Annotated in this window: 29 protein-coding genes; 24 read left to right on the top strand and 5 right to left on the bottom strand. The window is 64.7% G+C overall.

Features of this window, described 5'->3' with window-relative positions:
- The first annotated feature begins 8 nt into the window (after positions 1-8).
- On the top strand, positions 9-998 hold the full coding sequence (locus tag AWB83_RS01780) for a S49 family peptidase (RefSeq protein ID WP_087042520.1): 990 nt from the start codon (positions 9-11) through the stop codon (positions 996-998).
- A gap of 3 nt (positions 999-1,001) precedes the next feature.
- Here AWB83_RS01780 and AWB83_RS01775 read toward each other — a convergent pair whose 3' ends face one another.
- Positions 1,002-1,721 carry an SAM-dependent methyltransferase gene (locus tag AWB83_RS01775; RefSeq protein WP_087042519.1) on the bottom strand — a complete coding sequence of 240 codons (720 nt, stop codon included), beginning with the start codon at positions 1,719-1,721 and terminating at the stop codon, positions 1,002-1,004.
- Complete coding sequence (locus AWB83_RS01770) at positions 1,700-2,344, bottom strand: Maf-like protein (protein ID WP_087042518.1); 645 nt, start codon at positions 2,342-2,344, stop codon at positions 1,700-1,702. The genes AWB83_RS01775 and AWB83_RS01770 overlap by 22 nt, the downstream gene beginning before the upstream one ends.
- Before the next feature lie 3 nt (positions 2,345-2,347).
- On the opposite strand from AWB83_RS01770, the gene AWB83_RS35930 reads away from it, so the two are divergent.
- From AWB83_RS35930 to nagZ, 23 genes are all read left to right on the top strand, one after another.
- A complete protein-coding gene (locus AWB83_RS35930) occupies positions 2,348-2,548 on the top strand; it encodes a hypothetical protein (RefSeq protein ID WP_143750002.1) in 201 nt (66 codons plus the stop codon).
- Between the two features lie 123 nt (positions 2,549-2,671).
- On the top strand, positions 2,672-3,295 hold the full coding sequence (locus tag AWB83_RS01765) for a YceD family protein (RefSeq protein WP_087042517.1): 624 nt from the start codon (positions 2,672-2,674) through the stop codon (positions 3,293-3,295).
- A 119-nt stretch (positions 3,296-3,414) separates the two neighbouring features.
- Positions 3,415-3,594, top strand: coding sequence for a 50S ribosomal protein L32 (gene rpmF, locus AWB83_RS01760; RefSeq protein ID WP_087042516.1), 180 nt, complete (start codon positions 3,415-3,417; stop codon positions 3,592-3,594).
- Between the two features lie 138 nt (positions 3,595-3,732).
- Positions 3,733-4,950, top strand: coding sequence for a phosphate acyltransferase PlsX (gene plsX, locus AWB83_RS01755; protein ID WP_087042515.1), 1,218 nt, complete (start codon positions 3,733-3,735; stop codon positions 4,948-4,950).
- On the top strand, positions 4,950-5,939 hold the full coding sequence (locus tag AWB83_RS01750) for a beta-ketoacyl-ACP synthase III (RefSeq protein ID WP_087042514.1): 990 nt from the start codon (positions 4,950-4,952) through the stop codon (positions 5,937-5,939). Before plsX ends, AWB83_RS01750 begins: the two co-directional genes overlap by 1 nt.
- Before the next feature lie 131 nt (positions 5,940-6,070).
- Positions 6,071-7,003: an ACP S-malonyltransferase gene (gene fabD, locus AWB83_RS01745; RefSeq protein ID WP_087042574.1), complete on the top strand. Its 933-nt coding sequence runs from the start codon at positions 6,071-6,073 to the stop codon at positions 7,001-7,003.
- Positions 7,004-7,014: 11 nt separating this feature from the next.
- Positions 7,015-7,755: a 3-oxoacyl-ACP reductase FabG gene (gene fabG, locus AWB83_RS01740; protein ID WP_087042513.1), complete on the top strand. Its 741-nt coding sequence runs from the start codon at positions 7,015-7,017 to the stop codon at positions 7,753-7,755.
- A 240-nt stretch (positions 7,756-7,995) separates the two neighbouring features.
- Entirely contained in the window at positions 7,996-8,235 is a 240-nt protein-coding gene (gene acpP / locus AWB83_RS01735) for an acyl carrier protein (RefSeq protein WP_004197638.1), read from the top strand.
- 172 nt (positions 8,236-8,407) lie between these two features.
- Positions 8,408-9,646, top strand: a complete 1,239-nt coding sequence (gene fabF / locus AWB83_RS01730; RefSeq protein WP_087042512.1) for a beta-ketoacyl-ACP synthase II — start codon at positions 8,408-8,410, stop codon at positions 9,644-9,646.
- A gap of 30 nt (positions 9,647-9,676) precedes the next feature.
- The gene (locus tag AWB83_RS01725) at positions 9,677-10,144 is read left to right on the top strand and encodes a protein YgfX (RefSeq protein ID WP_087042511.1); all 468 of its coding nucleotides are present in this window, start codon (positions 9,677-9,679) and stop codon (positions 10,142-10,144) included.
- Positions 10,145-10,240: 96 nt separating this feature from the next.
- Positions 10,241-10,840: an RNA polymerase sigma factor RpoE gene (gene rpoE, locus AWB83_RS01720; protein ID WP_008342103.1), complete on the top strand. Its 600-nt coding sequence runs from the start codon at positions 10,241-10,243 to the stop codon at positions 10,838-10,840.
- A gap of 84 nt (positions 10,841-10,924) precedes the next feature.
- On the top strand, positions 10,925-11,560 hold the full coding sequence (locus AWB83_RS01715) for a sigma-E factor negative regulatory protein (protein WP_087042510.1): 636 nt from the start codon (positions 10,925-10,927) through the stop codon (positions 11,558-11,560).
- Between the two features lie 4 nt (positions 11,561-11,564).
- A complete protein-coding gene (locus tag AWB83_RS01710) occupies positions 11,565-12,608 on the top strand; it encodes a MucB/RseB family sigma factor regulatory protein (RefSeq protein WP_087042573.1) in 1,044 nt (347 codons plus the stop codon).
- Positions 12,609-12,630: 22 nt separating this feature from the next.
- The gene (locus AWB83_RS01705; protein WP_087042509.1) at positions 12,631-14,166 is read left to right on the top strand and encodes a DegQ family serine endoprotease; all 1,536 of its coding nucleotides are present in this window, start codon (positions 12,631-12,633) and stop codon (positions 14,164-14,166) included.
- 7 nt (positions 14,167-14,173) lie between these two features.
- A complete protein-coding gene (locus AWB83_RS01700; RefSeq protein WP_087042508.1) occupies positions 14,174-14,446 on the top strand; it encodes a glutaredoxin family protein in 273 nt (90 codons plus the stop codon).
- A 141-nt stretch (positions 14,447-14,587) separates the two neighbouring features.
- On the top strand, positions 14,588-16,378 hold the full coding sequence (lepA, locus tag AWB83_RS01695) for a translation elongation factor 4 (RefSeq protein ID WP_087042507.1): 1,791 nt from the start codon (positions 14,588-14,590) through the stop codon (positions 16,376-16,378).
- A 66-nt stretch (positions 16,379-16,444) separates the two neighbouring features.
- Positions 16,445-17,338 (top strand): signal peptidase I, encoded by an 894-nt coding sequence (gene lepB, locus AWB83_RS01690; RefSeq protein WP_087042506.1) that lies wholly within the window; start codon positions 16,445-16,447, stop codon positions 17,336-17,338.
- Positions 17,339-17,503: 165 nt separating this feature from the next.
- Complete coding sequence (rnc, locus tag AWB83_RS01685) at positions 17,504-18,634, top strand: ribonuclease III (protein WP_087042505.1); 1,131 nt, start codon at positions 17,504-17,506, stop codon at positions 18,632-18,634.
- A gap of 59 nt (positions 18,635-18,693) precedes the next feature.
- Positions 18,694-19,593 carry a GTPase Era gene (gene era / locus AWB83_RS01680; protein WP_087042504.1) on the top strand — a complete coding sequence of 300 codons (900 nt, stop codon included), beginning with the start codon at positions 18,694-18,696 and terminating at the stop codon, positions 19,591-19,593.
- Positions 19,594-19,609: 16 nt separating this feature from the next.
- Positions 19,610-20,497: a DNA repair protein RecO gene (gene recO, locus AWB83_RS01675; protein ID WP_087042503.1), complete on the top strand. Its 888-nt coding sequence runs from the start codon at positions 19,610-19,612 to the stop codon at positions 20,495-20,497.
- Positions 20,494-21,267 (top strand): pyridoxine 5'-phosphate synthase, encoded by a 774-nt coding sequence (pdxJ, locus tag AWB83_RS01670; RefSeq protein WP_087042502.1) that lies wholly within the window; start codon positions 20,494-20,496, stop codon positions 21,265-21,267. The genes recO and pdxJ overlap by 4 nt, the downstream gene beginning before the upstream one ends.
- Positions 21,268-21,278: 11 nt before the next feature.
- Positions 21,279-21,683 carry a holo-ACP synthase gene (gene acpS, locus AWB83_RS01665; RefSeq protein WP_087042501.1) on the top strand — a complete coding sequence of 135 codons (405 nt, stop codon included), beginning with the start codon at positions 21,279-21,281 and terminating at the stop codon, positions 21,681-21,683.
- Between the two features lie 37 nt (positions 21,684-21,720).
- Entirely contained in the window at positions 21,721-22,749 is a 1,029-nt protein-coding gene (nagZ, locus tag AWB83_RS01660; RefSeq protein ID WP_087042500.1) for a beta-N-acetylhexosaminidase, read from the top strand.
- Between the two features lie 67 nt (positions 22,750-22,816).
- Here nagZ and AWB83_RS01655 read toward each other — a convergent pair whose 3' ends face one another.
- The 3 genes from AWB83_RS01655 to efp form a co-directional block, all read right to left on the bottom strand.
- The gene (locus tag AWB83_RS01655; protein WP_087042499.1) at positions 22,817-24,214 is read right to left on the bottom strand and encodes a sigma-54-dependent transcriptional regulator; all 1,398 of its coding nucleotides are present in this window, start codon (positions 24,212-24,214) and stop codon (positions 22,817-22,819) included.
- Positions 24,215-24,397: 183 nt separating this feature from the next.
- Positions 24,398-24,742 (bottom strand): BON domain-containing protein, encoded by a 345-nt coding sequence (locus AWB83_RS01650; protein ID WP_087042498.1) that lies wholly within the window; start codon positions 24,740-24,742, stop codon positions 24,398-24,400.
- 265 nt (positions 24,743-25,007) lie between these two features.
- Positions 25,008-25,565: an elongation factor P gene (gene efp / locus AWB83_RS01645; RefSeq protein WP_087042497.1), complete on the bottom strand. Its 558-nt coding sequence runs from the start codon at positions 25,563-25,565 to the stop codon at positions 25,008-25,010.
- Positions 25,566-25,632 lie beyond the last annotated feature (67 nt).

Raw genomic sequence — 25,632 nt, 5'->3', positions numbered from 1 at the left:
GACGACGCATGTCCGACAATTTTCCGCCCGATCGGGCCGAGTCCCGTCCGCCCGCGCGCGGCAACGAAAACTGGGAGCGCGAGGCGCTCGAGCGCATCGCGCTGGCCGCGATCCGCGAGCAACGCGCCGCGCGGCGCTGGCGCATTTTCTTCCGGTTCCTGTTCCTCGCGGTGGTCGCGCTGATCGCCTGGGGCGTGTTCGATTTCACCGGCGATCGCGTCGCGAAGGCGGGCAAGCACACGGCGCTCATCGACCTGCAAGGCGAGATCGCCGCGAACGGCGATGCGAGCGCCGACAACATCGACGATGCGCTGCGGAGCGCGTTCGAGGACGAGAACACCGCAGGCGTGATCCTGCGCATCAACAGCCCGGGCGGCAGTCCGGTGCAGGCGGGCATCATCAATGGCGAGATCCGGCGGCTGCGCGCGAAATATCCGAAGACGCCGCTCTTTGTCGTCGTCGACGACATGTGTGCGTCGGGCGGCTATTACGTCGCGGCGGCGGCGGACAAGATCTACGTCAACAAGGCGAGCATCGTCGGCTCGATCGGCGTGCTGATGGACGGCTTCGGCTTCACCGGCCTGATGGACAAGCTCGGCGTGCAGCGCCGCATGCACACGTCGGGCGCGAACAAGGGCGCGTTCGACCCGTTTTCCCCGGAAACGCCGCAGATGGTCGCGCACGCGCAGGCCATGCTCGACCAGATCCACACACAGTTCATCGACGCAGTGAAGCAGGGGCGCGGCAAACGTCTGAAGGATGATCCAGAGCTGTTCTCCGGCATGTTCTGGACGGGTGAGAAGAGCGTGGAACTCGGTCTCGCCGACGATTTCGGCGACGCGAACTATGTCGCGCGCGAAATCATCAAGCAGCCGGAGATCGTCGATTACACGCAGAAGGAAAGCATCAGCGAGCGCGTGGTGCGGCGCTTCGGCGCGTCGGTTGGAGACGCCGCCGTGCGCGCGCTCACGCTCGGCGGCAAGCTCCAGTTGCGCTGACGCTCACGACGCCAGCAGCAGGAAGATCGCCGGGCGCTTGTGCAGGTCCGGCGCGGACTGCTTCTTCCAGTCCGCCGCCGTGCGCGTGACGATGGTTTCGCCCGGCAGCGTCAGATCGACCGCGACGCAGATCAGTGTCGACGGCGCGCACGTCGCCACGAGCGTGTCGAGCATCGCGCGGTTGCGATAGGGCGTCTCGATGAAGATCTGCGTCTGATTGGCCTTGCGCGACAGTTGCTCCAGTTCGCGCAGGCGCTTGCCGCGCTCGGCGGCATCGACGGGCAGATAGCCGTTGAACGCGAAGCTTTGGCCATTCATGCCCGAGGCCATCAGCGCGAGCAGGATCGAGCTCGGGCCGACGAACGGCACCACCTTCACCCCGCGCTGGTGCGCGCGCCGCACGAGCAGCGCGCCGGGATCGGCGACGGCGGGGCAGCCGGCTTCCGACACGAGGCCGGCGTCCGTACCCGCCAGAATCGGCGCGAGCAGCTTGTCGATCTCGCCCGGCGGCGTGTTGACGTTCAGTTCGCGCACCTCGATTTCCTGGATCGGCCGCTCCGTACCCACTTTTTTCAGGAAGGCGCGCGTCGTCTTCGCGTTCTCGCCGATGTAGTACGCGAGTGCGGCCGCCTGCGCGCGTACCGGTTCGGGCAGAACGTGCGCGAGCGCGGCGGCGTCGCCGTCGCCCAGGGTGTTCGGGATCAGATAGAGAACACCGCCCATGCCGCCCCCAGAACCGGAAATCCGGCGGTCTCCAGCATGCCGCTCAGCGCGATGAGCGGCAGGCCGACGAGCGCCGTGGGGTCGTCGGATGCGATCGCGTCCAGGAGCGCGATGCCCAGACCTTCGGATTTGGCGCTGCCCGCGCAGTCATAGGGCGTTTCGGCGCGCAGATAGGCCTCGATCTGCGCGTCGGAATAGTGGCGAAAGCGCACGCGCGTGACGATATCGGCGGATTGCACGTTCCCCGTGCGGCTGTCGAACAGGCACAGCGCGCTGTGAAATTCGACGCTGCGGCCGCGCATTGCCTGAAGCTGCGCGACGGCTTTTTCGTGCGTGCCCGGCTTGCCGATCTGCCGGCCATCGAAGGTCGCGACCTGGTCGGAGCCGATCACGAGCACATCCGCGTTCCCCGCGATCCGCCCGGCTGCGGCCCGCGCCTTGGCGATCGCGAGACGCACGGCCGTCGCCTCGGGCGTCTCGCCGGCGAGCGGCGCTTCGTCGATGTCGGGCGTGACGACATCGAACGGCACGCGCAGACGTTCGAGCAACTCGCGCCGATACGGTGAACTGGACGCCAGAATCAGGCGCGGCGTGCGTGGTGACGGGTTTGTAGCCTCGGACATGGAGTGAAATCAGCAAAAATGAATAAAAAAACGATGGCCTTCGACCGCACCCTTAAGTATTTGACTCGAAAGAATAAAGCCGATATGATACTGGGCTTTTCATCGGTACGTGCGCTGGCGCCATGCCCCTTCGATGCCGATGAGGACGCTGATGAGCCCGCTGGAAGCCGCTTTCCAACGCCAAACTGGCCAGGAAGCAGCTAGAAAGCACGAATGCCGGCTCGATGCAAATTCGGGCAAGCCACGCTGCCCGGAGGCGGCATCGCGGTGCATACTGATCGCTCACCGGAAGCACTAACCACGCAAGGCTGCCAAGCAGGAGCGCACATGACTCAGAATCCTGGCAAACCTGTGAGCCCCGCCGATCTGCGCGCGCTCGACGTTTACGAATTCGCCAAGAGCGGCAGGCAGGCAGCCGGCGCGCTGCGCTTGTCGCAGATGCCGCGCATGTTAGCCGAAGTGCCGGCGGATGCGCCAGACCGCGATACCGTGTTCACCTGGCAGGCCGAGGGCTCGACCCAGCCGGAACTGCAGGACGACGGCACCGAGGCGCCGCAGCCGTATCTGCGCCTGGCGGTGCACGGTTCGGTGTGGCTCATGTGCCAGCGCTGCCTTTCGCCGTATTCGCAGCATCTCGATGTCGATGCGACGTATCGGATCGTGGCGACGGAGGAAGAGGCGGACGAATATCCGCTCGACGACGATGAAGTCGAAGTGATCGTGGGCTCGCGCCAGTTCGATCTCGTCGACTTGATCGAAGAGGAGTTGTTGTTGTCCTTGCCGCTCGTGCCCAAGCACAACGTGTGTCCCGAGGTGCATGAAAGCCTGCTTCAGGGCAGCGCGGACGACGAGTCGGATGAAGGCGGTGCGCAGGAAGAGGAAGAAAAGCCGAATCCGTTTGCCGCGCTGGAGAAGCTCAAAAAGGGCGGCTCCGACGACAAGAAGCACTGAAATGGTTTCGTAGCACGCAACAAACTGGTGGCGCGATGTGCCCACCCGATGGCCGAACGGCCGAGGGCTGTCGGCGGATCGGGCTGTGTTAGAATTCGCAAAATTTTTCTGGAGTAGTCATGGCAGTTCAGCAAAACAAGAAGTCGCCGTCGAAGCGCGGCATGCACCGTTCCCACGACTTCCTCAGCGGGGCTCCGCTGGCTGTCGAGCCGAGCACGGGCGAAGTGCATCTGCGCCACCACGTGAGCCCGAACGGCTACTATCGTGGCAAGAAAGTCGTCAAGACGAAGAACGACTAAGCGTTCATCGACGCCCGATGCGCCCGCTGAAACCGTTCCGCGGGCACGCGGGCGCAACTCGCTCTTGACACTTTCCCGGTACGACGAGAAGGCGGCATTTCACTGCCGCTTTTTTGTGCCCGAAATTCGTCGCGTTCCATGACTGTAAAGATCACCATCGACTGCATGGGAGGCGACCACGGTCCGGCCGTGACCGTTCCCGCTGCCGTCAATTTCGTGCGCTCGCATCCCGACGCGCATCTGATGCTCGTCGGTCTCGAGCAGCCTGTCCGCGCTCAGCTCAAGAAGTTGAAGGCCCTCGACGAGCCTCGCCTGACCGTCGTTCCGGCGACCGAAGTCGTCGCGATGGACGACCCGGTCGAGGTCGCGCTGCGCAAGAAGAAAGACTCGTCGATGCGCGTCGCGCTCAACCTCGTGAAGGACGGCAAGGCGCAGACCTGCATTTCCGCGGGCAATACGGGCGCGCTCATGGCGGTGTCCCGCTACGTGCTGAAGACGCTTGCCGGCATCGAGCGCCCGGCCATCGCCTTCGCCATGCCGAGTCAGAAGGGCTATACGACCGTTCTCGATCTCGGCGCGAACGTCGATTGCGAACCCGAACACCTGCTGCAGTTCGCCGAGATGGGCCACGCGCTGGTGTCGGCGATCGAAGGCCGCGAGCGGCCTACCATCGGCCTGCTCAATATCGGCGAAGAAGTCATCAAGGGCAACGAAACGATCAAGCGCGCGGGCGAGCTCCTGCGCGCGAGCACGCTGAACTTCTACGGCAACGTGGAAGGCAACGACATCTACAAGGGCACGACGGATGTCGTCGTGTGCGACGGCTTCGTCGGCAATGTCGCGCTGAAGACCTCGGAAGGTCTCGCGAAGATGCTCGCCGACATGATCAAGGAAGAGTTCAGCCGCTCGTTCGCCTCCAAGCTGATGGCGCTCGTTGCGCTGCCCGTGCTCAAGCGTTTCAAGAAGCGTGTCGATCCCGCGCAATATAACGGCGCGGCGTTGCTGGGCCTGCGCGGACTCGTCATCAAGAGCCACGGCTCGGCTGAGGCCTTCGGGTTTGAGTGGGCTATCAAACGCGGGTATGATGCCGTCAAAAATGGCGTGCTGGAACGCCTGGTGCGCGCGATGGAAGAGAATGCGCCCTCCGCGCGCGCGGCCGATGCGAATGCTCCGGCGTCCGATGCGTCGGCCGCAGCCAATAGCGAAAGCACGCCTGGCGCCGTTGCGGCGAATCAATCGAACCCGCAGCCCGCTTCACAGGCTGCTTCACAGGCCGCTTCCCAGCCCGATTCTCCGCCAAACTCGCAGCCGAACCCGCCGGACGAGTCCGGGACTGCGCTACATTCGAAGGCATAATGGCTCAAACCAATCTTTACTCTCGCGTGCTGGGCACAGGCAGCTATCTGCCGGCCGAGCGCGTCACGAATCAGGAATTGGCAGACCGTCTCGCGAAGCAGGGTGTCGAGACGAGCGACGAATGGATCGTCGCACGTACCGGCATCCACGCGCGCCACTTTGCGGCTCCCGGTCAAACCACGAGCGACCTCGCCCTCGTCGCCTCGCAGAAGGCGATCGAGGCGGCGGGCATCGATCCTCAGTCGATCGATCTGATCATCGTCGCGACTTCCACGCCGGACTTCGTTTTCCCGAGCACCGCGTGCCTGCTGCAGAACAAGCTCGGCATCAAGAACAACGGCGCGGCGTTCGACGTGCAGGCCGTGTGCTCCGGTTTCGCGTACGGCGTCGCCACGGCGGACAGTTTCATTCGCAGCGGCATGAACCGGACGGCGCTCGTCGTCGGCGCGGAAACGTTCTCGCGCATCCTCGACTTCAACGACCGCACCACCTGCGTGCTGTTCGGCGACGGCGCGGGCGCGGTCATCCTGCAGGCGTCCGAGGAGCCGGGCGTGCTCTCGAGCGCGCTGCATGCGGACGGCAGCCATTCGGGCATCCTCTGCACGCCGGGCAACGTGAACGGCGGCGTGGTCGAAGGCAGCGCGTTCCTGTACATGGACGGCCAGGCCGTGTTCAAGCTCGCGGTCAACGTGCTGGAAAAGGTCGCGCTCGAAGCACTCGACAAGGCGAACCTCACGCCGGAAGACATCGACTGGCTGATTCCCCATCAGGCCAATATCCGCATCATGCAGAGCACGTGCCGCAAGCTGCATCTGCCGCCCGAGCGCATGGTCGTGACGGTCGGCGAGCACGGCAACACGTCGGCGGCGTCGATTCCGCTCGCGCTCGACGTCGCGGTCCGCGACGGGCGCATCAAGCGCGGCGACCACGTGCTGATCGAAGGTGTCGGCGGCGGCTTCACATGGGGCGCGTCGGTCATCCGCTACTAATCGCCAATCGATCCCCTCTATCCATTCGTAACTGATCCCGTCGTCACGATATTCGCCGCGCGCCGCATGAGCGCGCGGTGCGCGCGCAGTCTCCGACGACGTCGCGGATCATTCCAATCATCGAGGACGATATGAAATTTGCGTTCGTTTTCCCCGGTCAGGGCTCGCAGTCGATCGGCATGCTCAACGCATTCGCCGATCACGCCATCGTGCGCGAGACCGTTCAGCAGGCTTCCGACGCGCTCGGCCAGGACCTCGGCAAGCTGATCGCCGAAGGTCCGGCCGAAGACCTGAACCTGACGACGAACACGCAGCCCGTCATGCTGACGGCGGCGTACGCGATCTACCGCGTGTGGGAAAAGGAAACCGGCCTTGCACCTGCCATCGTCGCGGGTCACAGCTTGGGCGAATACACCGCGCTCGTCGCGGCGGGCGCGCTCGCCTTTGCGGACGCCGTGCCGCTCGTGCGCTTCCGCGCACAGGCGATGCAAAGCGCCGTGCCGGTGGGCGAGGGCGGCATGGCCGCGATCCTCGGCCTCGACGACGACACCGTGCGCGCGGTTTGCGCCGAAGCGTCGTCGGCGGGCGTCGTCGAAGCGGTCAACTTCAACGCGCCCGCGCAAGTGGTGATCGCCGGCGCCAAGGCGGCCGTCGAGAAGGCATGCGAAGTGGCGAAGGCGAAGGGCGCGAAGCGCGCGCTGCCGCTGCCCGTTTCCGCGCCGTTCCATTCGTCGCTGCTCAAGCCCGCGTCGAATCAGCTGCGCGACTATCTCGGCAAGGTCGAGATCAAGGCGCCGCAGATTCCGCTGATCAATAACATCGATGTCGCGATCGTCTCCGATCCGGCCGCGATCAAGGATGCGCTGGTGCGTCAGGCCGCGGGCCCGGTGCGCTGGGTCGAGTGCGTGCAGGCGATGGCGAAGGACGGCGTCACGCACGTCATCGAGTGTGGCCCGGGCAAGGTGCTCGCGGGCCTGACGAAGCGTATCGACGGCAATCTCGTCGGCGGCGCGATCTTCGATCCGGCGTCGCTCGAGGAAACGCGCAAAGTGATCGCAGGCTGAGGACAAGCAAAATGAATCTGGACAACCAAGTAGCAATCGTCACGGGCGCGTCGCGCGGCATTGGTCGGGCGATCGCGCTCGAACTCGCGAAGCAGGGCGCAACCGTCATCGGTACGGCGACGAGCGAAAGCGGCGCGGCCGGCATCACGGAAGCGCTTCAGCAAGCGGGCGCGAAGGGCCGTGGCGCGGTACTGAACGTGAACGACGCGGCGGCGGCCGACGCGTTCATCGAATCGACCGTGAAGGAATTCGGCGGCCTGAACATTCTCGTGAACAACGCGGGCATCACGAAGGACCAGCTCGCGATGCGCATGAAGGACGACGAGTTCGACGCCGTCATCGACACGAATCTGCGCGCGGTATTCCGCCTGTCGCGCGCCGTCCTGCGCCCGATGATGAAGGCGCGCGGCGGGCGCATCATCAACATCACGTCGGTGGTCGGCAGCTCGGGCAATCCCGGCCAGGCGAACTACGCGGCGGCGAAAGCGGGCGTCGCGGGCATGACGCGCGCGCTCGCGCGCGAGATCGGCAGCCGCGGCATCACAGTGAACTGCATCGCGCCGGGCTTCATCGACACGGACATGACCAAGGTGCTGCCCGAAGAGCAGCGCACCGCGCTCACCGCGCAGATACCACTTGGCCGACTGGGCAGCCCCGACGATATCGCGCATGCTGTGGCCTTCCTTGCATCGCCGTTCGCCGGCTATATCACCGGCACGACGCTGCACGTGAACGGCGGCATGTACATGTAATAGGCATTTCGCCGATTTTCGCTTAATATCCGCGCCGGACGGGCGCGCAAAATGCTCAACACGGCATCGTGCGCACCGATTCCGCGCGGCGGCAAGGAATCATCGCGAAGCCCCGGCAGCGCTCTTGATGAAGCGCACCGGACGGTGGAGCATGGAACTGACGCGCCGTATTTTGCGGGTCCAAACCTGATAAAATGCGCGCACTCGTATATTTGAACTTTTTTCCCCTCGGAGGGCTGCATGGACAACATCGAACAGCGCGTGAAGAAGATCGTCGCCGAACAACTGGGCGTGGCGGAAGCCGAAATCAAGAACGAAGCGTCGTTCGTGAACGATCTGGGCGCTGACTCGCTCGATACCGTAGAACTCGTGATGGCGCTCGAAGACGAATTCGGCATGGAAATTCCCGATGAAGAGGCCGAAAAGATCACCACGGTTCAGCAAGCGATCGATTACGCTCGCGCGAACGTCAAGGCCTGAGGCCGGACGCGTCAGCGACTCATCGCTCCCAAAATTGAAGGGGCGTCGCTTGAAGGGGCGTCGCTGTACAGACCGCGCTGTTGACCGATATCACAGCCACAGGGCACACAGGGCGGTTTCCTGTGGCCGCTGTGGCTTTTGTTTTTCGTCATTCTATGGATAAGGGGTTACCGTGAGCCGTCGTCGAGTTGTTGTTACAGGCCTGGGGCTCGTTTCGCCTGTCGGCAATACTGTTGCCGACGGCTGGGCCAATCTGGTCGCGGGCAAGTCGGGCATCGCCAATATCACCAAGTTCGACGCCGCGAACTTCTCCACGCGTTTCGCGGGCGAGGTGAAGGGCTTCGACATCGAGGCGTATATGCCCGCCAAGGAAGCGCGTCATATGGATACCTTCATCCATTACGGCTTTGCCGCGGGCGTCCAGGCGATGCAGGACAGCGGCCTCGAAATCACCGAGGAGAACGCGGAGCGCGTGGGCGTCGTGGTCGGCTCGGGCATCGGCGGCCTGCCGATGATCGAAATCACCCAGACCGAACTGCTGAACCGCGGTCCGCGCCGCATTTCTCCGTTCTTCGTGCCGGCGTCGATCATCAACATGATCTCCGGCCATCTGTCGATCCGCTTCGGTCTCAAGGGGCCGAATCTGTCGATGGTCACGGCTTGCACAACCGGCCTGCATTGCATCGGCGAGGGGTCGCGCCTGATCGAATACGGCGATGCGGACGTGATGGTCGCCGGCGGCGCGGAAGCGACGGTTTCTCCGCTCGGCATCGGCGGCTTCGCGGCGGCGCGCGCGCTGTCGCAGCGTAACGACGATCCCGCGACGGCGAGCCGTCCGTGGGACACCGATCGCGACGGCTTCGTGCTCGGCGAAGGCGCGGGCGTGATGGTGCTCGAGGAATATGAGCACGCGAAGAAGCGCGGCGCGAAGATCTACGCGGAAGTGCTCGGCTACGGCATGAGCGGCGACGCCTTCCACATGACCGCACCGCCCGAGGACGGCGACGGCGGCCGCCGTGCGATGGTCAACGCCATGAAGAACGCGCAGGTCAATGCCGACCAGGTGAATTACGTGAACGCGCACGGCACGTCCACGCCGCTCGGCGACATCGCGGAGACGATCGGCATCAAGCGCGCGCTCGGCGACCAGGCGAAGAACGTCGTCGTGAACTCCACCAAGTCGATGACCGGCCACCTGCTGGGCGGCGCGGGCGGCCTGGAGTCGGTGTTCACGGTGCTGGCCATTCACAACCAGATCTCGCCGCCGACCATCAACATCTTCAACCAGGACCCGCAGTGCGACCTGGATTACTGCGCGAACACGGCGCGGGAAATGAAGATCGACGTGGCGGTGAAGAATTCGTTCGGCTTCGGCGGCACGAACGGCTCGCTCGTCTTCAAGCGCCACTGAGCACGGCGCGCTCGTCAGCACGGAATCGACATGGCGGGCGCGCGCGTGGATCGGCCGCATCGGGAAACCGGCTCGACGCCGGGCGTCGCGATGCGGCCGTCGCGTTTCTTGCGGGGCGCGATGCTCGGGTTTGCGAGCGTGGCGGGCGCGTCGGTGTTCCAGTGCGCCTTCGCTCACACGGAGCAGGTCGGGCACGCGGCAGTGGCATGCGCGGTGACGGTGGCGGCGCTCGGGCTTGCGTCGCACCGGTGGCTGCGGGCCCGGCCAGCGGCCATCAGCCTGCATCCGGACGGTCTCACGCTCTGGAGCCGCGGCGGCGACGTGCGGCGCACGCGTATCGCGGGATGCGCGCACTGGAGCGGCCGGCTGCTCGCGCTGACGCTCGTCTGCGCGCGCGGACGGCGCGAAACGCTGCTCGTCCCGGCCGATTCCGTCGATGCCGACACCTTCCGCCAGCTCGCCGTTCAGGCCCGTCGCTCGGCCGCTTCCCACCTGTAACGACTGTAACGGCTCATGAGCGCTCCAGTTGCCTTACAGGCGGTAACGCTACAATAGCCCTCCGCGCAACACCCCCAAGTTAAACGGATTTCCCAGGTGAGCGAAAAAGAAATCGACCAATTGCTGGTCGAGCGTGTCCAGAAGGGTGACAAGGCCGCGTTCGAACTGCTGGTCGCCAAATACCACCGCAAGATCATTCGACTGATCTCGCGCCTCGTGCGCGACCCTGCCGAGGTCGAGGACGTCGCCCAGGACGCCTTCATCAAAGCTTACCGTGCGCTGCCGCAATTCCGGGGCGAATCGGCGTTCTATACCTGGCTCTACCGGATTGCCGTCAACACCGCAAAGAACTACCTTGCGACGCAGGGCCGCCGCGCTCCCACTTCTACCGAGGCGGATGCGGAAGAAGCGGAAACTTTCTCCGACGCGGACCAACTAAGGGATATCAACACGCCCGAGTCGATGTTGATGAGCAAGCAGATCGCTCAGACGGTCAATGCTGCGATGGCGCTGCTGCCCGAGGAGCTGCGCACCGCCATCACGCTCCGGGAAATTGAAGGACTGAGCTACGAGGAAATCGCCGAAATGATGGATTGCCCCATCGGCACCGTCAGATCGAGAATTTTCCGTGCTCGCGAAGCCATTGCGGCAAAATTGCGTCCGTTGTTGGACACTCCCGAAGGCAAGCGCTGGTAGGCGGCGTTCATCCACGGGACAAGGGCGCGATATCTGGGTTAGGTGGTGTCACTACGGGGTGTGGTCAAAGAGATGGGGAGCATCATGGGGTCGGTCTCGATGCAGAATCAGACACAAGCGGGTCCGCGCGGCGAGCGCATGTCGGCGTTCGTCGATGGTGAGTCGCTCGACGAGATTGGCAGCATCAGCCAGTTTCTCGCGGAACTGAGCGGCCACGAACGCGCGGCGTGGTCCGACTATCACTTGATCGGAGACGCCCTGCGCTCTGACGATCTCGCGGTCAGCCCGGCGCGCAGCAGCGCGTTCATGGCCGTATTCTCCGAGCGTTTCGAGGCCGAAGCGCACGTGCTCGCGCCGGCGGCGCTTCCCGCAACGGCAACGAAGGCGCGTGGCGGGATACTGCGCCGTCGGGTCATGCCGGCTTTCGCGGTGGCCGCGGCGGCCGCGACGCTGACCTGGATCGTGGTGCCGCAGCTGCAAGGCGTGGACAACCACACCGGCGCTCAGGTGGCGAGCGTCGCGCCGGCCGATTCGATGCAGCGCGTGGCGATGGCGTCGGTGCCGGCGGTGACCACGCGGGCGCCGATCGTGGAGGCGAACATCATCCGCGACGCCGATCTCGACCAGTACCTCGAGGCGCATCAGCAGTTCTCCCAACAGCCTGCGATGCCCGGTTCCATGCCTTTGATCCGGGCGGCGGTTACATCGCAAGGTCAATAATTTGATACCGAGTGTGCGGTTGAATAAAACGAATCATTGGGGGCGGCTGCCGGCGTTGATACTCTGCGCAGCCGCGTTGTTGACGGCGGCGTCGGGCAGTTTTGCCCAGGGAGACGATCCCGCCGCTGCGCGCAAATCAGCCGCCAGCCTGCTCAACCGCATCCACGAGGCGGCCCAGCAGCAGAATTACGAAGGCACCTTCGTCTATCAGCGCGGTGCGACGGTTCAGTCCTCGCGCATCACGCATGTCGCCACGCGAGGCGACGGCGAATACGAATCCCTGGAAAGTCTCGACGGCGCGCCGCGCAAGATGCTGCGCCACGACGACGACATGTTCACGTTCGTCCCCGAGCGGCATCTGCTGGTCGTCGAGCATCGGCAGAACCGCGACTCGTTCCCCGCGCTCCTCGCGACGAGCGGCGATCAGGTGCTTTCCGTCTACGAGCCCAAGCTTCTGGGCAGCGATCGCGTCGCGGGCCTGGATAGCCAGGTACTGGAGCTGGACCCCAAAGATTCCTATCGATTCGCCTACAAGCTGTGGGCCGACGCCAAGACCGGCCTGTTGCTGCGCGCGCAGACGCTCGACCCCGACGGCCAGGTGCTCGAACAGCTTTCGTTCTCGCAGGTGCGCATCGGCGGGCCGATCGACAAGGCGCCGATCGCGAGCGGCATCCGCAGCACGTCGGGCTGGACCATCGTGCGCCCGCCCGTGCAGCCGGTGGACATGGAAGCGCAGGGCTGGCAGCTGACGCCGAACATCGCGGGCTTCCGCAAGATTCGCGAGCTGCGCCGTCCGATGGCGTCGAGCCAGCAAGGTCAGCCGCCGATTCCGGTCGATCAGGCGGTGTTTTCGGATGGTCTGGCGACGATTTCGGTGTTCGTCGAGCCGGTGGAAAAGAATACGCGCAAGGAAGGCGCGGGCAACAGCGGCGCCACGCACGTACTGGTGAAGCGGCGCGGGGATTTCTGGATTACCTTGCTGGGCGAAGTGCCGCAAGCCACATTGCAGCAATTTGCTTCTACCATAGAATACAAGCCTTCCAAGTAATTCCGTTCCCGGCCTCAAACATATGAGCAACTTCTCGCTGCGCAAGTTCATCGCGGCCGCGGCGCTCGCCGTGTGCCTGCCGTTCGTCTCGCAAACTGCGGCGGCGGTGCCTACGGTGAACCTGCCGGACTTCACGACGCTCGTCGACAAGGTGGGGCCCTCGGTCGTGAACATTCGCACGACCTCGCGAGTCGGTTCCAGCAGCGATCTGCGCGGCTTGCCGCCCGGCCTCGACGACGGCGACATGTCCGAATTCTTCCGCCGCTTCTTCGGCATTCCGATGCCCGGCCAGCCTCCGCGCGGTGGCGGAGGCGGCGGAGGTGGCGGCAACAACGGCGGCGGCGATCAAGGCAAGGGCGGCAGCCGCAACGCGCCGGACGACAACCAGGACAATTCGGAGCAGAGCAGCGGCGTCGGCTCGGGCTTCATCCTGTCGACCGACGGCTACGTGATGACCAACGCCCACGTCGTCGATGACGCGGACACCATCTACGTCACGCTCACCGACAAGCGCGAATTCAAGGCGCGGCTCGTCGGCGTCGACGAGCGCACGGACGTCGCGGTGGTGAAGATCAGCGCGACGAATCTTCCGGCGATTACCATCGGCGATTCGAACAAGGTGCGCGTGGGCGAATGGGTGCTCGCGATCGGCTCGCCGTTCGGCCTCGACAACACCGTGACCGCGGGCATCGTCAGCGCGAAGGGACGCGATACGGGCGATTACCTGCCGTTCATCCAGACCGATGTCGCGGTGAACCCGGGCAATTCGGGCGGCCCGCTCATCAACATGGCGGGCGAGGTCATCGGCATCAACTCGCAGATCTACAGCCGCACGGGCGGATTCATGGGCATTTCGTTCGCGATTCCGATCGACGAAGCGATGCGCGTGGCCGATCAGCTGAAGACTTCGGGCAAGGTGGTGCGCGGGCGCATCGCGGTGGCGATCGGCGAGGTGACGAAGGACGTCGCGGATTCGCTCGGGCTTCCGAAGGCGCAAGGCGCGCTCGTCTCGAGCGTCGAGTCGGGCGGTCCGGCGGACAAGGCGGGCGTGCAGCCGGGCGACATCATCCTGAAGTTCAACGGCCAGAACGTCGAGACGGCGACCGACCTGCCGCGCATGGTCGGCGATACGAAGCCCGGCACGAAGGTCGCGATCACGATCTGGCGCAAGGGTCAGACGCGCGATCTGCCGATCACCGTCGCCGAGATGCAGCCGGACAAGGTCGCGAAGACGGAGCAGCGCAAGGCGCCGCAGCCGAAGGAGCGCGCGAGCAATTCGCTCGGCGTCGCGGTGAGCGACATCCCGGCTGATCAGAAGAAGGCGCTGAAGCTGAACGGCGGCGTGCAGGTGGACGCGGTCGAAGGCCCGGCGGCGCGCGCGGGCTTCCAGAAGGGCGACATCATCCTGCGCGTCGGGGACACCGACATCACGAGCGCGAAGCAGTTCGAAGCGGTCGCGCAGAATCTCGACGCCAGCAAGATGATCGCGATTCTCGTGCGCCGCGGCGACAACACCCAATTCGTGCCGCTGCGCCCGCGCGTGCCGGCACAGAAATAAGGCCGCGATGACGCCGGCAGAGGGCGCGCCGTTCATCCTGTACGGGCGCGCCTGGTGTCATCTGTGCGAGGACATGCGGGCCGAGCTGGAACCGATCGCCGCCCGGCACGGCGTGGCGATCGAGTGGATCGACATCGACGAAGATCCGCTGCTGGAAGCGCGCTACGACGAGCGCGTGCCGGTGCTCGTGCTCGATGGCGTCGAGTTGTGCCAGTACCGGCTCGACGCGGCCGCTGTCCACGCCGCGCTGCAGTCGCGCCGGCCGATCGCCGCGCCGTGATTCCCGCGCAGCGCATCGCCCCAAAAGGCAAAACCGCCGGGGCGAACCCGTTTTCGGCTAAAATGCAGAAGTTTTCCCCCAAATTTTCAAGGCGTGCTCCGCGTTGGTGAGGGCGCGCCTTTTTCGCTTGATCGGCACTGAATGAATCATATTCGTAACTTTTCGATCATTGCGCACATCGACCACGGCAAGTCCACGCTTGCCGACCGCATCATCCAGTTGTGCGGCGGCCTGTCCGATCGTGAGATGGAAGCGCAGGTGCTCGATTCGATGGACCTGGAGCGCGAGCGCGGCATCACGATCAAGGCGCAGACCGCGGCGCTCACCTACAAGGCGCGCGACGGCAAGGTCTACAACCTGAACCTGATCGATACGCCCGGGCACGTCGACTTCTCCTATGAAGTCAGCCGCTCGCTCTCCGCATGCGAGGGCGCGCTGCTCGTCGTCGACGCGAGCCAGGGCGTCGAGGCGCAGACCGTCGCGAACTGCTACACGGCCATCGAGCTGGGCGTCGAAGTCGTGCCGGTGCTGAACAAGATCGACTTGCCGGCGGCGAATCCCGAGAACGCGATCGCCGAAATCGAGGACGTGATCGGCATCGACGCGACCGACGCCGTGCATTGCAGCGCGAAGACCGGTCTTGGCGTCGAGGACGTGCTCGAATCGCTGATCGCGAAAGTGCCGCCGCCCAAGGGCGATACCGAAGCGCCGCTACAGGCGCTCATCATCGATTCGTGGTTCGACAATTACGTCGGCGTCGTGATGCTGGTGCGCATCGTCAACGGCACGCTGCGTCCGAAGGACAAGATCAAGATGATGGCGACCGGCGCGCAATATCCGGTCGAGCATCTCGGCGTGTTCGCGCCCAAGTCGACGAATCTCTCGCAACTGTCCGCGGGGCAGGTGGGCTTCGTGATCGCGGGCATCAAGGAACTGACGGCGGCGAAGGTGGGCGACACCGTCACCATCGCGAACCGTCCCGCGGCCGAACCGCTGCCGGGCTTCAAGGAAGTCAAGCCGCAGGTGTTCGCGGGTCTGTATCCGGTTGAAGCGAACCAGTACGACGCGTTGCGCGAATCGCTCGAAAAGCTGAAGCTCAACGACGCTTCGCTGCAATACGAGCCGGAAGTCTCGCAGGCGCTGGGCTTCGGTTTCCGTTGCGGCTTCCTCGGCCTTCTGCACATGGAAATCGTGCAGGAACGGCTCGAGCGCGAATTCGACATGGACCTCATCACCACCGCGCCGACGGTGATCTACGAAGTCGAGCAGCGCGACGGCACGACCATCTCGGTGGAGAACCCGGCGAAGATGCCGGAGCCGTCGAAGATCGAGGAAGTGCGCGAGCCGATCGTCACCGTGAACCTGTACATGCCGCAGGAATATGTCGGCTCGGTCATCACGCTGTGCACGAACAAGCGCGGCCAGCAGATCAACATGCAGTATCACGGCCGCCAGGTGCAGCTGACCTACGAAATCCCGATGGCGGAGATCGTGCTCGACTTCTTCGATCGCCTGAAGTCCACCTCGCGCGGCTATGCGTCGATGGACTACGAGTTCAAGGAGTATCGCGCGGCCGACGTGGTGAAAGTAGACATGCTCATCAACGGCGACAAGGTCGATGCGCTGTCCGTCATCGTGCACCGTTCGCAGAGCCAGCACCGCGGCCGCGAAGTGGCGTCGAAGATGCGCGAGCTGATTCCGCGCCAGATGTACGACGTGGCGATTCAGGCGACCATCGGCTCGAACATCATCGCGCGCGAGAACATCAAGGCGCTGCGCAAGAACGTGCTTGCGAAGTGCTACGGCGGCGACATCACGCGCAAGAAGAAGCTGCTCGAAAAGCAGAAGGCCGGCAAGAAACGCATGAAGCAGGTCGGCTCGGTCGAGATCCCGCAAGAGGCTTTCCTGGCGATCCTGCGTGTGGACGAATGACGTGCTCGTCGTTCCACACGTCGACGTCGCCGCAAGGCAAACAACGATAACAACCGGAAGCGATTGATGAATTTCGCACTGATTCTTTTGATTCTCGTCGTTCTGACGGGTATTGCGTGGGTGCTCGACAAGCTGGTGTTTCTGCCGCAACGGCGCCGCACCGCGGAAGCCGCGGTGGCCGAGTTCGACCGACAGCAGGAGCGCGTGGGTGAGCGTTTCGCCGACGAAAACGCCGCACAGACGCGCGCCCGCCTGCGCGACGACAAACTGCGCCAGCCCTGGTGGCTCGAATACACGGCGAGCTTTTTTCCGGTGATTCTCGCGGTGTTCGTGGTGCGCTCGTTCATCATCGAGCCGTTCAAGATTCCGTCCGGCTCGATGGTCCCGACGCTGCTCGTCGGCGACTTCATCCTCGTGAACAAGTACGACTACGGCCTGCGTCTGCCGATCACCAACACCAAGCTCACGGAAGGCCGTCCGTTGCAGCGCGGTGACGTGGTCGTGTTCCGCTATCCGAAGGACGAATCGGTCGACTACATCAAGCGCGTGATCGGCCTGCCGGGCGACACCGTCGCATACGAGGACAAGAAGCTCACGATCAACGGCAAGCCCGTGCCCGAAACGCCGCTGCCCGATTATTTCGACGACGAGCGCATCGGTTACGCGAAGCAGTTCACCGAAGACCTCGACGGCCGCAAGAACAACATCCTCAACAATCCGCAGGTGCCGCCGTTCGTCGTCGGCGCGGACGATTTCCCGTTCCGCGACAACTGCAACTACAACGCGCAGGGCGTCATCTGCAAGGTGCCGCCGGGCAACTACTTCATGATGGGCGACAACCGCGACAACAGCGCCGACAGCCGCTATTGGGGCTTCGTGCCGGACAAGAACATCGTCGGTCGCGCGTTCTTCATCTGGATGAACTTCAGCAATCTGAAGCGCATCGGCTCGTTCGAGTGACGAACCGAAAACGCCGGCCTGTCTCACGACGACAGCCGACGTTCGTGATCATTAAAACAAGCTTCGAAACGGCGTGAAGAAGCGCGGCTAACACCGTCTCGCCACGCGCTTTCCGGCGACGGCGGGCGGAATCGTCCGCCCGCGCGCCCGCGTTATACTCTCTCCATGCCCTCTTCTCCGTTGGAAAGCCGGCTGCGGTACGAATTTCGCAATGCGGAATTGCTGCGCCAGGCGATGACCCACCGCAGTCACAGCGCCACGCACAATGAACGGCTCGAATTTCTCGGCGATTCCGTTCTAAATTGCGTGGTGGCGGCGCTTTTGTTCCAACGATTTAGCAAACTCGACGAAGGCGACCTGTCGCGCGTGCGCGCGAATCTGGTCAAGCAGCAGTCGCTTTACGAGATCGCGCAGGCGCTCAACGTGTCCGAAGGCTTGCGCCTCGGGGAAGGCGAGTTGCGCAGCGGCGGCTTTCGCCGTCCGTCGATTCTCGCAGACACGCTCGAAGCCATTTTCGGGGCCATCTTCCTCGACGGCGGTTTCGACGCCGCGTTCACCGTCATCAAGCGGCTTTACACGCCGGTGCTGGATCACATCGATCCGCGCACCATCGGCAAGGACGCCAAGACGCTGCTTCAGGAATATCTGCAAGGCCACAAGATCGCGTTGCCGACCTACACGGTCGTCGCCACGCACGGCGCCGCGCACAATCAGCAATTCGAAGTCGAATGCACGGTGCCCAAGCTCGACGTGAAGGTGTCGGGTTCCGGCGCAAGCCGTCGTGCCGCCGAACAAGCCGCGGCGAAGAAGGCGCTCGACGAGGTCATGGCCGCCGCGCCTACGCTCGGCGTGAAGCCCAAGCGCAAGGGCGCGCGCGCCGCGAAGCACGCCGAGCTCGAAGTCGTGCCCGGCGTCACCGGCATTCAGGCGGCGCTGGATCTGCGCTCGCCCGAGAGGCGCGAGCGTCATCACGGATCGCAAGGGGCGCAGCACAACGCCGATGAGCGCCCGGCCGCCACGCCGCTCGCCGTGATTCGCGCGACGCACGTCGAGCCGTCGGCGGGCGCGTACGCGGCAGCCGAAAAGCCGGAGCGTCATGTGATTCACAAGCCCGAGAAAGCGGCGAAAACCGAATCGGCGCAGGCTTCGGAGCGTGCAAACGCCGCCGCCGCGGAAACGACGCCGCCTTCCGGCGCTCACGACGACGATCCCGCGCCCGGCTCGGAAGCACGCAGCGCCGCGAGCCCGGACGAGCCCGCGGGCCGCGCCGTGCGCGCCGCCGACGCCGGTCACTGACGCGCGCCGCCGCGCACCCCGCGCAATCGCGCCCCAACGAAATCTCGCCGCACACATCTATGAACGCTCCTACTTCTTCCGGTTTCCGCTGCGGCATGGTCGCGATCGTAGGCCGCCCGAACGTCGGCAAGTCCACGCTGATGAACGCGCTCGTCGGCCAGAAGGTGAGCATCACGTCGCGCAAGGCGCAGACGACACGCCACCGCATCACCGGCATCAACACGACCGACGACGCCCAGTACATCTTCGTCGATACCCCGGGCTTCCAGACGCGCCACAGCGGCGCGCTCAACCGCTCGCTGAACCGCGCGGTGACGTCGACGCTGACTTCCGTCGACGCGATTCTGTTCGTCATCGAAGCCGGCCGCTTCGGCCCCGACGACCAGAAAGTGCTCGACCTGATCCCGATCGGCACGCCGACGCTGCTGATCGCCAACAAGCTCGACCGCGTCGGCGACAAGGACTCGCTGTTCCCGTTCATGCAGCAGATGGCCGCGCTGCGTGATTTCCGCGAGATCGTGCCGCTGTCGGCCAAGAACCCGGACGACATCAAGCGCCTGCTGTCGGTCCTGAAGCCGTATCTGCCGGAAGGCGAGCCGATCTACGGCGAGGACGACCTGACCGACCGCAGCGAGCGCTTCCTCGCGGCGGAGATCCTGCGCGAAAAGGTGTTCCGCTGGACCGGCGACGAACTGCCGTACACGAGCACGGTGCTGATCGACAAGTTCGAGACCGAAGGGCGCCTGCGCCGCATCTTCGCGACGATCCTCGTCGACCGCGACGGCCACAAGGCGATGATCATCGGCCAGAAGGGCGCGAAGCTGAAGCAGATCAGCACGGAGGCGCGCCTCGACATGGAGAAGCTGTTCGACGGTCCCGTGTACCTCGAAGTTTTCGTCAAGGTGAAGAGCGGCTGGGCCGACAACGAAGCGGGACTGCGCGCATACGGCTACGAATGACGCTGGAATCGGACCCATGGACGACGGCACGAACGACGCGTGGATGATGCCTCCCGCCGACGATCGTCCTGACGACGACTTCGACGCGAGCGAACGTCCTGCGGCGCGCGTCGCGAGCAAGCGCGGGCGTGCGGCGGCGTCGTCCACCGCCGATGGCGCGGAGAAGCGGCCGCGCGCCGCGCCGCGCTCCGACTTCCGTATTTCCGAGCAGCCAGGCTTCGTGCTGCACAGCTATCCGTATCGCGAGACGAGTCTCATCATCGATGTGTTCTCGCGCGACTACGGCCGCGTCGCGCTGGTCGCGAAGGGCGCCAAGCGGCCGCATTCCGCGTTGCGCGGCGTGTTGCAGACGTTTCAGCCGCTGGGGCTGTCGTGGTCCGGCAAGGGCGAGGTCCGCACGCTGACGACCGCCGAATGGGTCGGCGGCATGCTTCCGCTTGCGGGCGACGCGCTGCTTTGCGGCTTCTACGTCAACGAGCTGCTCGTGAAGTTCTGCGCGCGCGAGGACGCGCATCCGGCGCTCTTCAACCACTACGTCCTCACGCTTTCGCGCCTCGCGCACGACGAGCCCGCCGTCCAGGTGCTGCGCTCGTTCGAGCGCGTGCTGCTGCGCGAGACCGGCTACGCGATGAACCTCATGCGCACCGTCACGCGCCAGCCGGTCGTGCCCGAAGGCCGTTATGTCTTCGACCCGGATCGCGGCGTGCGCGAAGCGTCCGACGAGCTTCCCCCGCAATGGCCGGTGATCGCGGGCCAGACGCTCATCGACATGGAGCGCGACGACTACGCCAGCCCGCAGACGGCCGCGCAGAGCAAGACGCTGATGCGCTTCCTGCTGAACCACTACCTGGGCGGCACGCCGCTCGCCACCCGTCAGATACTGATCGACCTGCAAAAACTATGAGCTTCTTTCTCTCATCGCCGGCAAATGTGATCGATCTCGGCGTGAACATCGATCACGTCGCCACGCTGCGCAATGCGCGCGGCACGTCCTATCCCGATCCGATCCGCGCGGCGCTCGCCGCCGAGGACGCGGGCGCCGACGCCATCACGCTGCATCTGCGCGAGGATCGCCGCCATATCGTCGATGCCGACGTGCGCACGCTGCGTCCGCTCCTCAAGACGCGCATGAATCTCGAATGCGCGGTGACGCGCGAGATGCTCGATATCGCGTGCGAGATCCAGCCGCAGGATGTCTGCCTCGTGCCGGAGAAGCGCGAGGAACTGACGACCGAAGGCGGGCTCGACGTCGCCGGACAGTTCGAAGCGGTGAAGGCCGCGTGCAGGCAGTTCGCCGATGCGGGCGTGCGCGTGTCGCTCTTCATCGATCCGGACGAGACGCAGATCCGCGCGGCGCAGGAAGCAGGCGCGCCCGCCATCGAACTGCATACGGGCCGCTACGCCGAAGCGCATGACGAAGCCGGGCAGCAGCGCGAGTTCGAGCGCGTCGCGGCGGGCGTCGATTTCGGCAACTCGCTCGGGCTGAAAGTCAACGCAGGCCACGGCCTCCACTACACGAACGTGCAGGCGATCGCCGCTTTGCCCGGCATCGTCGAATTGAACATCGGGCACGCGATCGTCGCGCATTCGATCTTCGCGGGCTGGGACAACGCGGTGCGCGAGATGAAGGCGATCATGGTCGCCTCCCGCCTCGCTGCAAACAACGCGCGCTGAACGTTCGCGTCATGGCGATCTACGGAATCGGCACGGATGTCGTGCAGGTGAGCCGCGTCGCGGCGGTGATGGAGCGCACCAAGGGGCGCTTCGCCGAAAAGGTGCTCGGGCCGGACGAGCTGCGCATCTATCACGCGCGGCGCGCGCGTTCGGAAGTGCGCGGCCTCGCGTTTCTCGCGACGCGCTTCTCCGCCAAGGAAGCGTTCTCGAAAGCGATCGGCCTCGGCATGCGCTGGCCGATGACCTGGCGCGCGCTGCAGACGCTCAACGAGCCGAGCGGCAAGCCGGTTATCGCGGCGTCCGGCGAGCTGGCCGAATGGCTCGCGCAACGCGGCATCACCGCGAAAGTCACAGTTAGCGACGAGCGCGATTACGCGGTGTCGTTCGTGATCGCGGAAGTGCCTGATCAACCTTGAGTTCAATCCAACCAAGACAACAAGCCAATTGAATCCGATGAAACGCACTCCTGGCCCCGTCATGCTCGACGTCGCCGGCACGACGCTGAACGACGCGGATATCGAGCGCATCGCGCATCCGATGACGGGTGGCATCATTCTTTTCGCGCGGCATTTTCAGGACCGCGCGCAACTCGTCGCGCTGACCGATGCGATCCGCGCGGTGCGCGACGACATCCTGATCGCCGTCGATCACGAAGGCGGCCGCGTGCAGCGCTTTCGCACCGACGGCTTCACGGTGCTGCCCGCGCCGGGCAAGCTCGGCGCGCTGTGGGATCGCGACGTGCTCGCCGCGACCAAGACGGCGACCGCGTTCGGCTACGTGCTCGCGGCCGAGCTGCGCGCGTGCGGCATCGACATGAGCTTCACGCCGGTGCTCGATCTCAACTACGGACAGTCGAAAGTGATCGGCGATCGGGCGCTGCACGGCGATCCGCGCGTCGTGACGATGCTCGCGAAAAGCCTGAATCATGGTCTCGCGCTCGCGGGCATGGCGAACTGCGGCAAGCACTTTCCGGGTCACGGCTTCGCGGAGGCCGATTCGCACGTCGCGCTGCCGACCGACGATCGCCCGCTCGACGAAATCCTCGCCGCCGACGTGCGTCCGTACGACTGGCTCGGCATGTCGCTCGCATCGGTGATTCCGGCGCACGTCATCTATACGCAGGTGGACGACAAGCCCGCGGGTTTCTCGCGCATCTGGCTGCAGGACATCCTGCGCGGCAAGCTCGGCTTCAACGGCGCGATCTTCAGCGACGATCTCTCGATGGAAGCGGCCCGCGCCGGCGGCACGCTCACCGAAGCGGCCACGGCCGCGCTCGCGGCGGGCTGCGACATGGTGCTGATCTGCAATCAGCCGGAAGAGGCGGGCAAGGTGCTGGAGCAGTTGCGCTACACGCCGCCGAAGGCGTCCTGGCAGCGCATCAGGCAGATGCGTCCGCGCGGCAAGGCGCTGCGCTGGAGCAAGCTGCAGGCTCATGCCGACTATCAGGCGGCGCGCGCGCTGATCAGGGAGATGCTCGGCTGATTCGCGATCTCCAAAGCAAGAAACGCCACGATGTCGTGGCGTTTCTTGCTTTGCGTGAAGCGGCGTATCAGGACGATTCGAGCTTCATCCGCTGCAGCTTGTTGTAAAGCGTCTTCGGGCTGATGCCGAGCAAGGTCGCCGCACGATGCCGCGTGCCGCCGACCGCTTCGAGCGTCGCGCGGATCAGCATGTCCTCGACGTCCGCGAGCGCGGTGCCGACCGTCACCTGCACGCTGCTGCCGTTCAGGCCGCGGCCGCCCAGCCCGCCCGGCTCGTCCACGCGAAGCGTCTCGATGGTCTCGCCCGAGGCGTGATACGCACGCCGCACGCGCTCGCGCATCTCGCGCACGTTGCCCGGCCACTCGGTCGCGAAGCACTCGCGGATGAACGCCGGACTGATGCGCTTGGGCGATCCGCTCGTGATCCCGGCGATGTGATTCTCGCGATTCAGTTCGTCGACGAGCGTTTCCGCGATCAATGCGATGTCGTCATCGCGCTCGCGCAGCGGCGGCAACATGATCGACGAAGCCGAGAGCCGCTGGAACAGGTCCTCGCGCATCGCGCCGCTCGCGACCGCTTCGCGCATCGGCGTGCGCGAGGCGGCGATCAGGCGGAAGTCCGTCATGATGCGGTTGCTGCCGCCGACGCGCATGAAGGTCTGCGAATCGAGCGCGCGCAGGAGCGCCTCCTGCTGCGCGGCCGGCAGCGAATCGATCTGGTCGAGGAAGAGCGTGCCGCCGCCCGCCTGTTCGAGCAGGCCCGGTTCGCGATTCTCCGCGCCCGCGAATGCGTTGCGCTCGTGGCCGAAGAGAACGCTTTCCATCGAGCGCTGGGAGCCGTTGCCGGCGTTGTGCTGGGCGGAGCAATCGAAGGTGACGAACGGCCCCTTGCGCCGGCGGCTCAGCTGATGGATCGTGCGCGCCGCGATCTTCTTGCCCGTGCCGGGCTCGCCGCAGATCAGCACGGCGGCTTCGGTCGGCGCGGTGTGCTCGATGAGATCGTAGACATGCTGCATCGCCGGGCTGCGGCCGATCATGTCGCCGAAGTGGCCGAGTTCGCGCAGCGTCGCGCGCAGCGCCTGGACCTCTTCGGTCAGCTCGTATGGACGCGGAATGCGTGCAAGCAGGCTGCGCAGGCGCGGAATGTTGACCGGTTTCAGCAGATAGTCCCAGATGCCGTGCCGCAAGCCCTCGATCGCGCTCTCGACCGTCGCGTTGCCGGTCATCACGATGACGGGCAACGCGCCATCGGGCGGTTGCGAGGGTAAGCTCGGTAGGAGGTCGAGCCCGCTGCCGTCCGGCAGATTCAGGTCGATCAGCACGACATCGGGAATGAAACGCGTCAGCGCGGAGCGGGCTTCGGCGAGCGTCGTCGCGGTGTCGACGGAGAAACCGTCTGCCGTCAGGATCGCGGACAGGCCGGAAAGGCTATTGGGATCGTCTTCGACAATTAGTGCGTGTGGCATGGCGGACCAACGTATCAAAGTGGACTGTAATGCGCCGTCGCCGCATGCGGAACCTGATTGGCGTGGCATGGAACTCGGGCGTGTCGTGAGTGGGAAACGGCCTCTCGATCCGGCGCCTGGCGCGCGACCCGCTGCGGTTTTTCGTCCTGCGTTACTCGTTCGTCATCTGTTGCCGGTAACGCCTCACTGCGGCCTGAGGTGCAGATCATTGCTGACGGATTGCACGCCCGGCACGCCGCGCGTCACGGCGAGCGCCTTCTGAATCTGTACCTCCGAATCCGCATATCCCGATAACTGCACGACGCCGCGATATGTCGCGACGCTCATCGGCAAGGATTTCAGCCCTGGGTCCGCGACGAGCGCGGCCTTCACGCGAGCGGCGAGCGCAGCGTCGTCACCCGCCACCTCACTGGCCGGGGGCGCCGATGTGGCCCCCGTCGACTTGCAGCCGGCGGTGAACGCGAATGCGGGCAACGCGAGCGCCGCGACGATCAATAACCGGCTTTCGATGTAAGGCGGCTTAGGCATATCGGTTCTGGAAATCCTTATTCGTTTAACCGAGCAGAAACCGTGCCACGCAGTTAATTTTTCCGATGTAAATGGTCCAAGCGCGGCATGCGCCGGTCTCTCGTCCGATCGGCATCTCGATTAAACAGGGTGCGACCGGTAAAGTTTGCCTGAATTTGTCAAAAAATTCATGCAAAAGAAAAAGCGCCCGCGAGGGGCGCTTTTCTCTGGAGTGCGCGGGGTGGGTCACCCCGTCCGCGCGGCCTCCGGTCAGCCGGCGTTAGGCTTACGCGCGGCTGCGGTATTCGTTCGTGCGGGTGTCGATTTCGATCTTGTCGCCGATGTTGCAGAAAAGCGGCACTTGCAGCTCGAAGCCCGTGTTCAGCTTGGCGCTCTTCAGCACCTTGCCCGACGACGTGTCGCCCTTGACGGCCGGTTCCGTGTAGACGATCTCGCGGACCAGCGTGGTCGGCAGTTCGACCGAGATGGCCTTCTCGTTGTAGAACACGACTTCGCAAGCCATGCCGTCTTCGAGGTAGTGGAGCGCGTCGCCCATCATTTCGGCCTCGACTTCGTACTGGTTGTAGTCGGCGTCCATGAAGACGTACATCGGGTCGGCGAAGTACGAGTAGGTCACTTCCTTGCGATCGAGCACGACGACGTCGAACTTGTCGTCCGCCTTGTACACGGTTTCCATGCCGGCGTTCGTCAGCAGGTTCTTGAACTTCATCTTGACGACCGCGGCGTTGCGGCCCGATTTGTTGTACTCGGCGCGCTGCACGACCATGGCATCGTTGCCGATCATGACGACGTTGCCGACGCGGAGTTCTTGTGCGGTCTTCATAAAACTGGGTCCTGTACGAATGGATTTGGCTTGAATGCCTGGAATTGAATCGATCGGACGGCGGGCG

Source organism: Caballeronia ptereochthonis (genome assembly GCF_001545075.1).
Taxonomy (GTDB): Bacteria; Pseudomonadota; Gammaproteobacteria; order Burkholderiales; family Burkholderiaceae; genus Caballeronia; species Caballeronia ptereochthonis.
The sequence above is the reverse complement of the archived record's forward strand: the minus strand, read 5'-3'. Positions and strand labels throughout refer to the sequence as shown.

Excerpts from the sequence above, each read along its gene's own strand:
- AWB83_RS01725 (WP_087042511.1), top strand. The coding sequence starts at position 9,677 with ATGGCGGGCGCGCGCGTGGATCGGCCGCATCGGGAAACCGGCTCGACG.
- recO (WP_087042503.1), top strand. The coding sequence starts at position 19,610 with ATGGACGACGGCACGAACGACGCGTGGATGATGCCTCCCGCCGACGAT.
- pdxJ (WP_087042502.1), top strand. The coding sequence starts at position 20,494 with ATGAGCTTCTTTCTCTCATCGCCGGCAAATGTGATCGATCTCGGCGTG.
- acpP (WP_004197638.1), top strand. The coding sequence starts at position 7,996 with ATGGACAACATCGAACAGCGCGTGAAGAAGATCGTCGCCGAACAACTG.
- AWB83_RS01750 (WP_087042514.1), top strand. The coding sequence starts at position 4,950 with ATGGCTCAAACCAATCTTTACTCTCGCGTGCTGGGCACAGGCAGCTAT.
- acpS (WP_087042501.1), top strand. The coding sequence starts at position 21,279 with ATGGCGATCTACGGAATCGGCACGGATGTCGTGCAGGTGAGCCGCGTC.
- AWB83_RS01765 (WP_087042517.1), top strand. The coding sequence starts at position 2,672 with ATGACTCAGAATCCTGGCAAACCTGTGAGCCCCGCCGATCTGCGCGCG.
- AWB83_RS01775 (WP_087042519.1), bottom strand. The coding sequence starts at position 1,721 with ATGGGCGGTGTTCTCTATCTGATCCCGAACACCCTGGGCGACGGCGAC.
- rnc (WP_087042505.1), top strand. The coding sequence starts at position 17,504 with ATGCCCTCTTCTCCGTTGGAAAGCCGGCTGCGGTACGAATTTCGCAAT.
- AWB83_RS01655 (WP_087042499.1), bottom strand. The coding sequence starts at position 24,214 with ATGCCACACGCACTAATTGTCGAAGACGATCCCAATAGCCTTTCCGGC.
- fabD (WP_087042574.1), top strand. The coding sequence starts at position 6,071 with ATGAAATTTGCGTTCGTTTTCCCCGGTCAGGGCTCGCAGTCGATCGGC.
- efp (WP_087042497.1), bottom strand. The coding sequence starts at position 25,565 with ATGAAGACCGCACAAGAACTCCGCGTCGGCAACGTCGTCATGATCGGC.
- AWB83_RS01770 (WP_087042518.1), bottom strand. The coding sequence starts at position 2,344 with ATGTCCGAGGCTACAAACCCGTCACCACGCACGCCGCGCCTGATTCTG.
- rpmF (WP_087042516.1), top strand. The coding sequence starts at position 3,415 with ATGGCAGTTCAGCAAAACAAGAAGTCGCCGTCGAAGCGCGGCATGCAC.
- AWB83_RS01780 (WP_087042520.1), top strand. The coding sequence starts at position 9 with ATGTCCGACAATTTTCCGCCCGATCGGGCCGAGTCCCGTCCGCCCGCG.
- fabG (WP_087042513.1), top strand. The coding sequence starts at position 7,015 with ATGAATCTGGACAACCAAGTAGCAATCGTCACGGGCGCGTCGCGCGGC.
- AWB83_RS01650 (WP_087042498.1), bottom strand. The coding sequence starts at position 24,742 with ATGCCTAAGCCGCCTTACATCGAAAGCCGGTTATTGATCGTCGCGGCG.
- era (WP_087042504.1), top strand. The coding sequence starts at position 18,694 with ATGAACGCTCCTACTTCTTCCGGTTTCCGCTGCGGCATGGTCGCGATC.
- AWB83_RS01700 (WP_087042508.1), top strand. The coding sequence starts at position 14,174 with ATGACGCCGGCAGAGGGCGCGCCGTTCATCCTGTACGGGCGCGCCTGG.
- AWB83_RS01715 (WP_087042510.1), top strand. The coding sequence starts at position 10,925 with ATGGGGTCGGTCTCGATGCAGAATCAGACACAAGCGGGTCCGCGCGGC.
- plsX (WP_087042515.1), top strand. The coding sequence starts at position 3,733 with ATGACTGTAAAGATCACCATCGACTGCATGGGAGGCGACCACGGTCCG.
- nagZ (WP_087042500.1), top strand. The coding sequence starts at position 21,721 with ATGAAACGCACTCCTGGCCCCGTCATGCTCGACGTCGCCGGCACGACG.
- lepB (WP_087042506.1), top strand. The coding sequence starts at position 16,445 with ATGAATTTCGCACTGATTCTTTTGATTCTCGTCGTTCTGACGGGTATT.
- lepA (WP_087042507.1), top strand. The coding sequence starts at position 14,588 with ATGAATCATATTCGTAACTTTTCGATCATTGCGCACATCGACCACGGC.
- AWB83_RS01705 (WP_087042509.1), top strand. The coding sequence starts at position 12,631 with ATGAGCAACTTCTCGCTGCGCAAGTTCATCGCGGCCGCGGCGCTCGCC.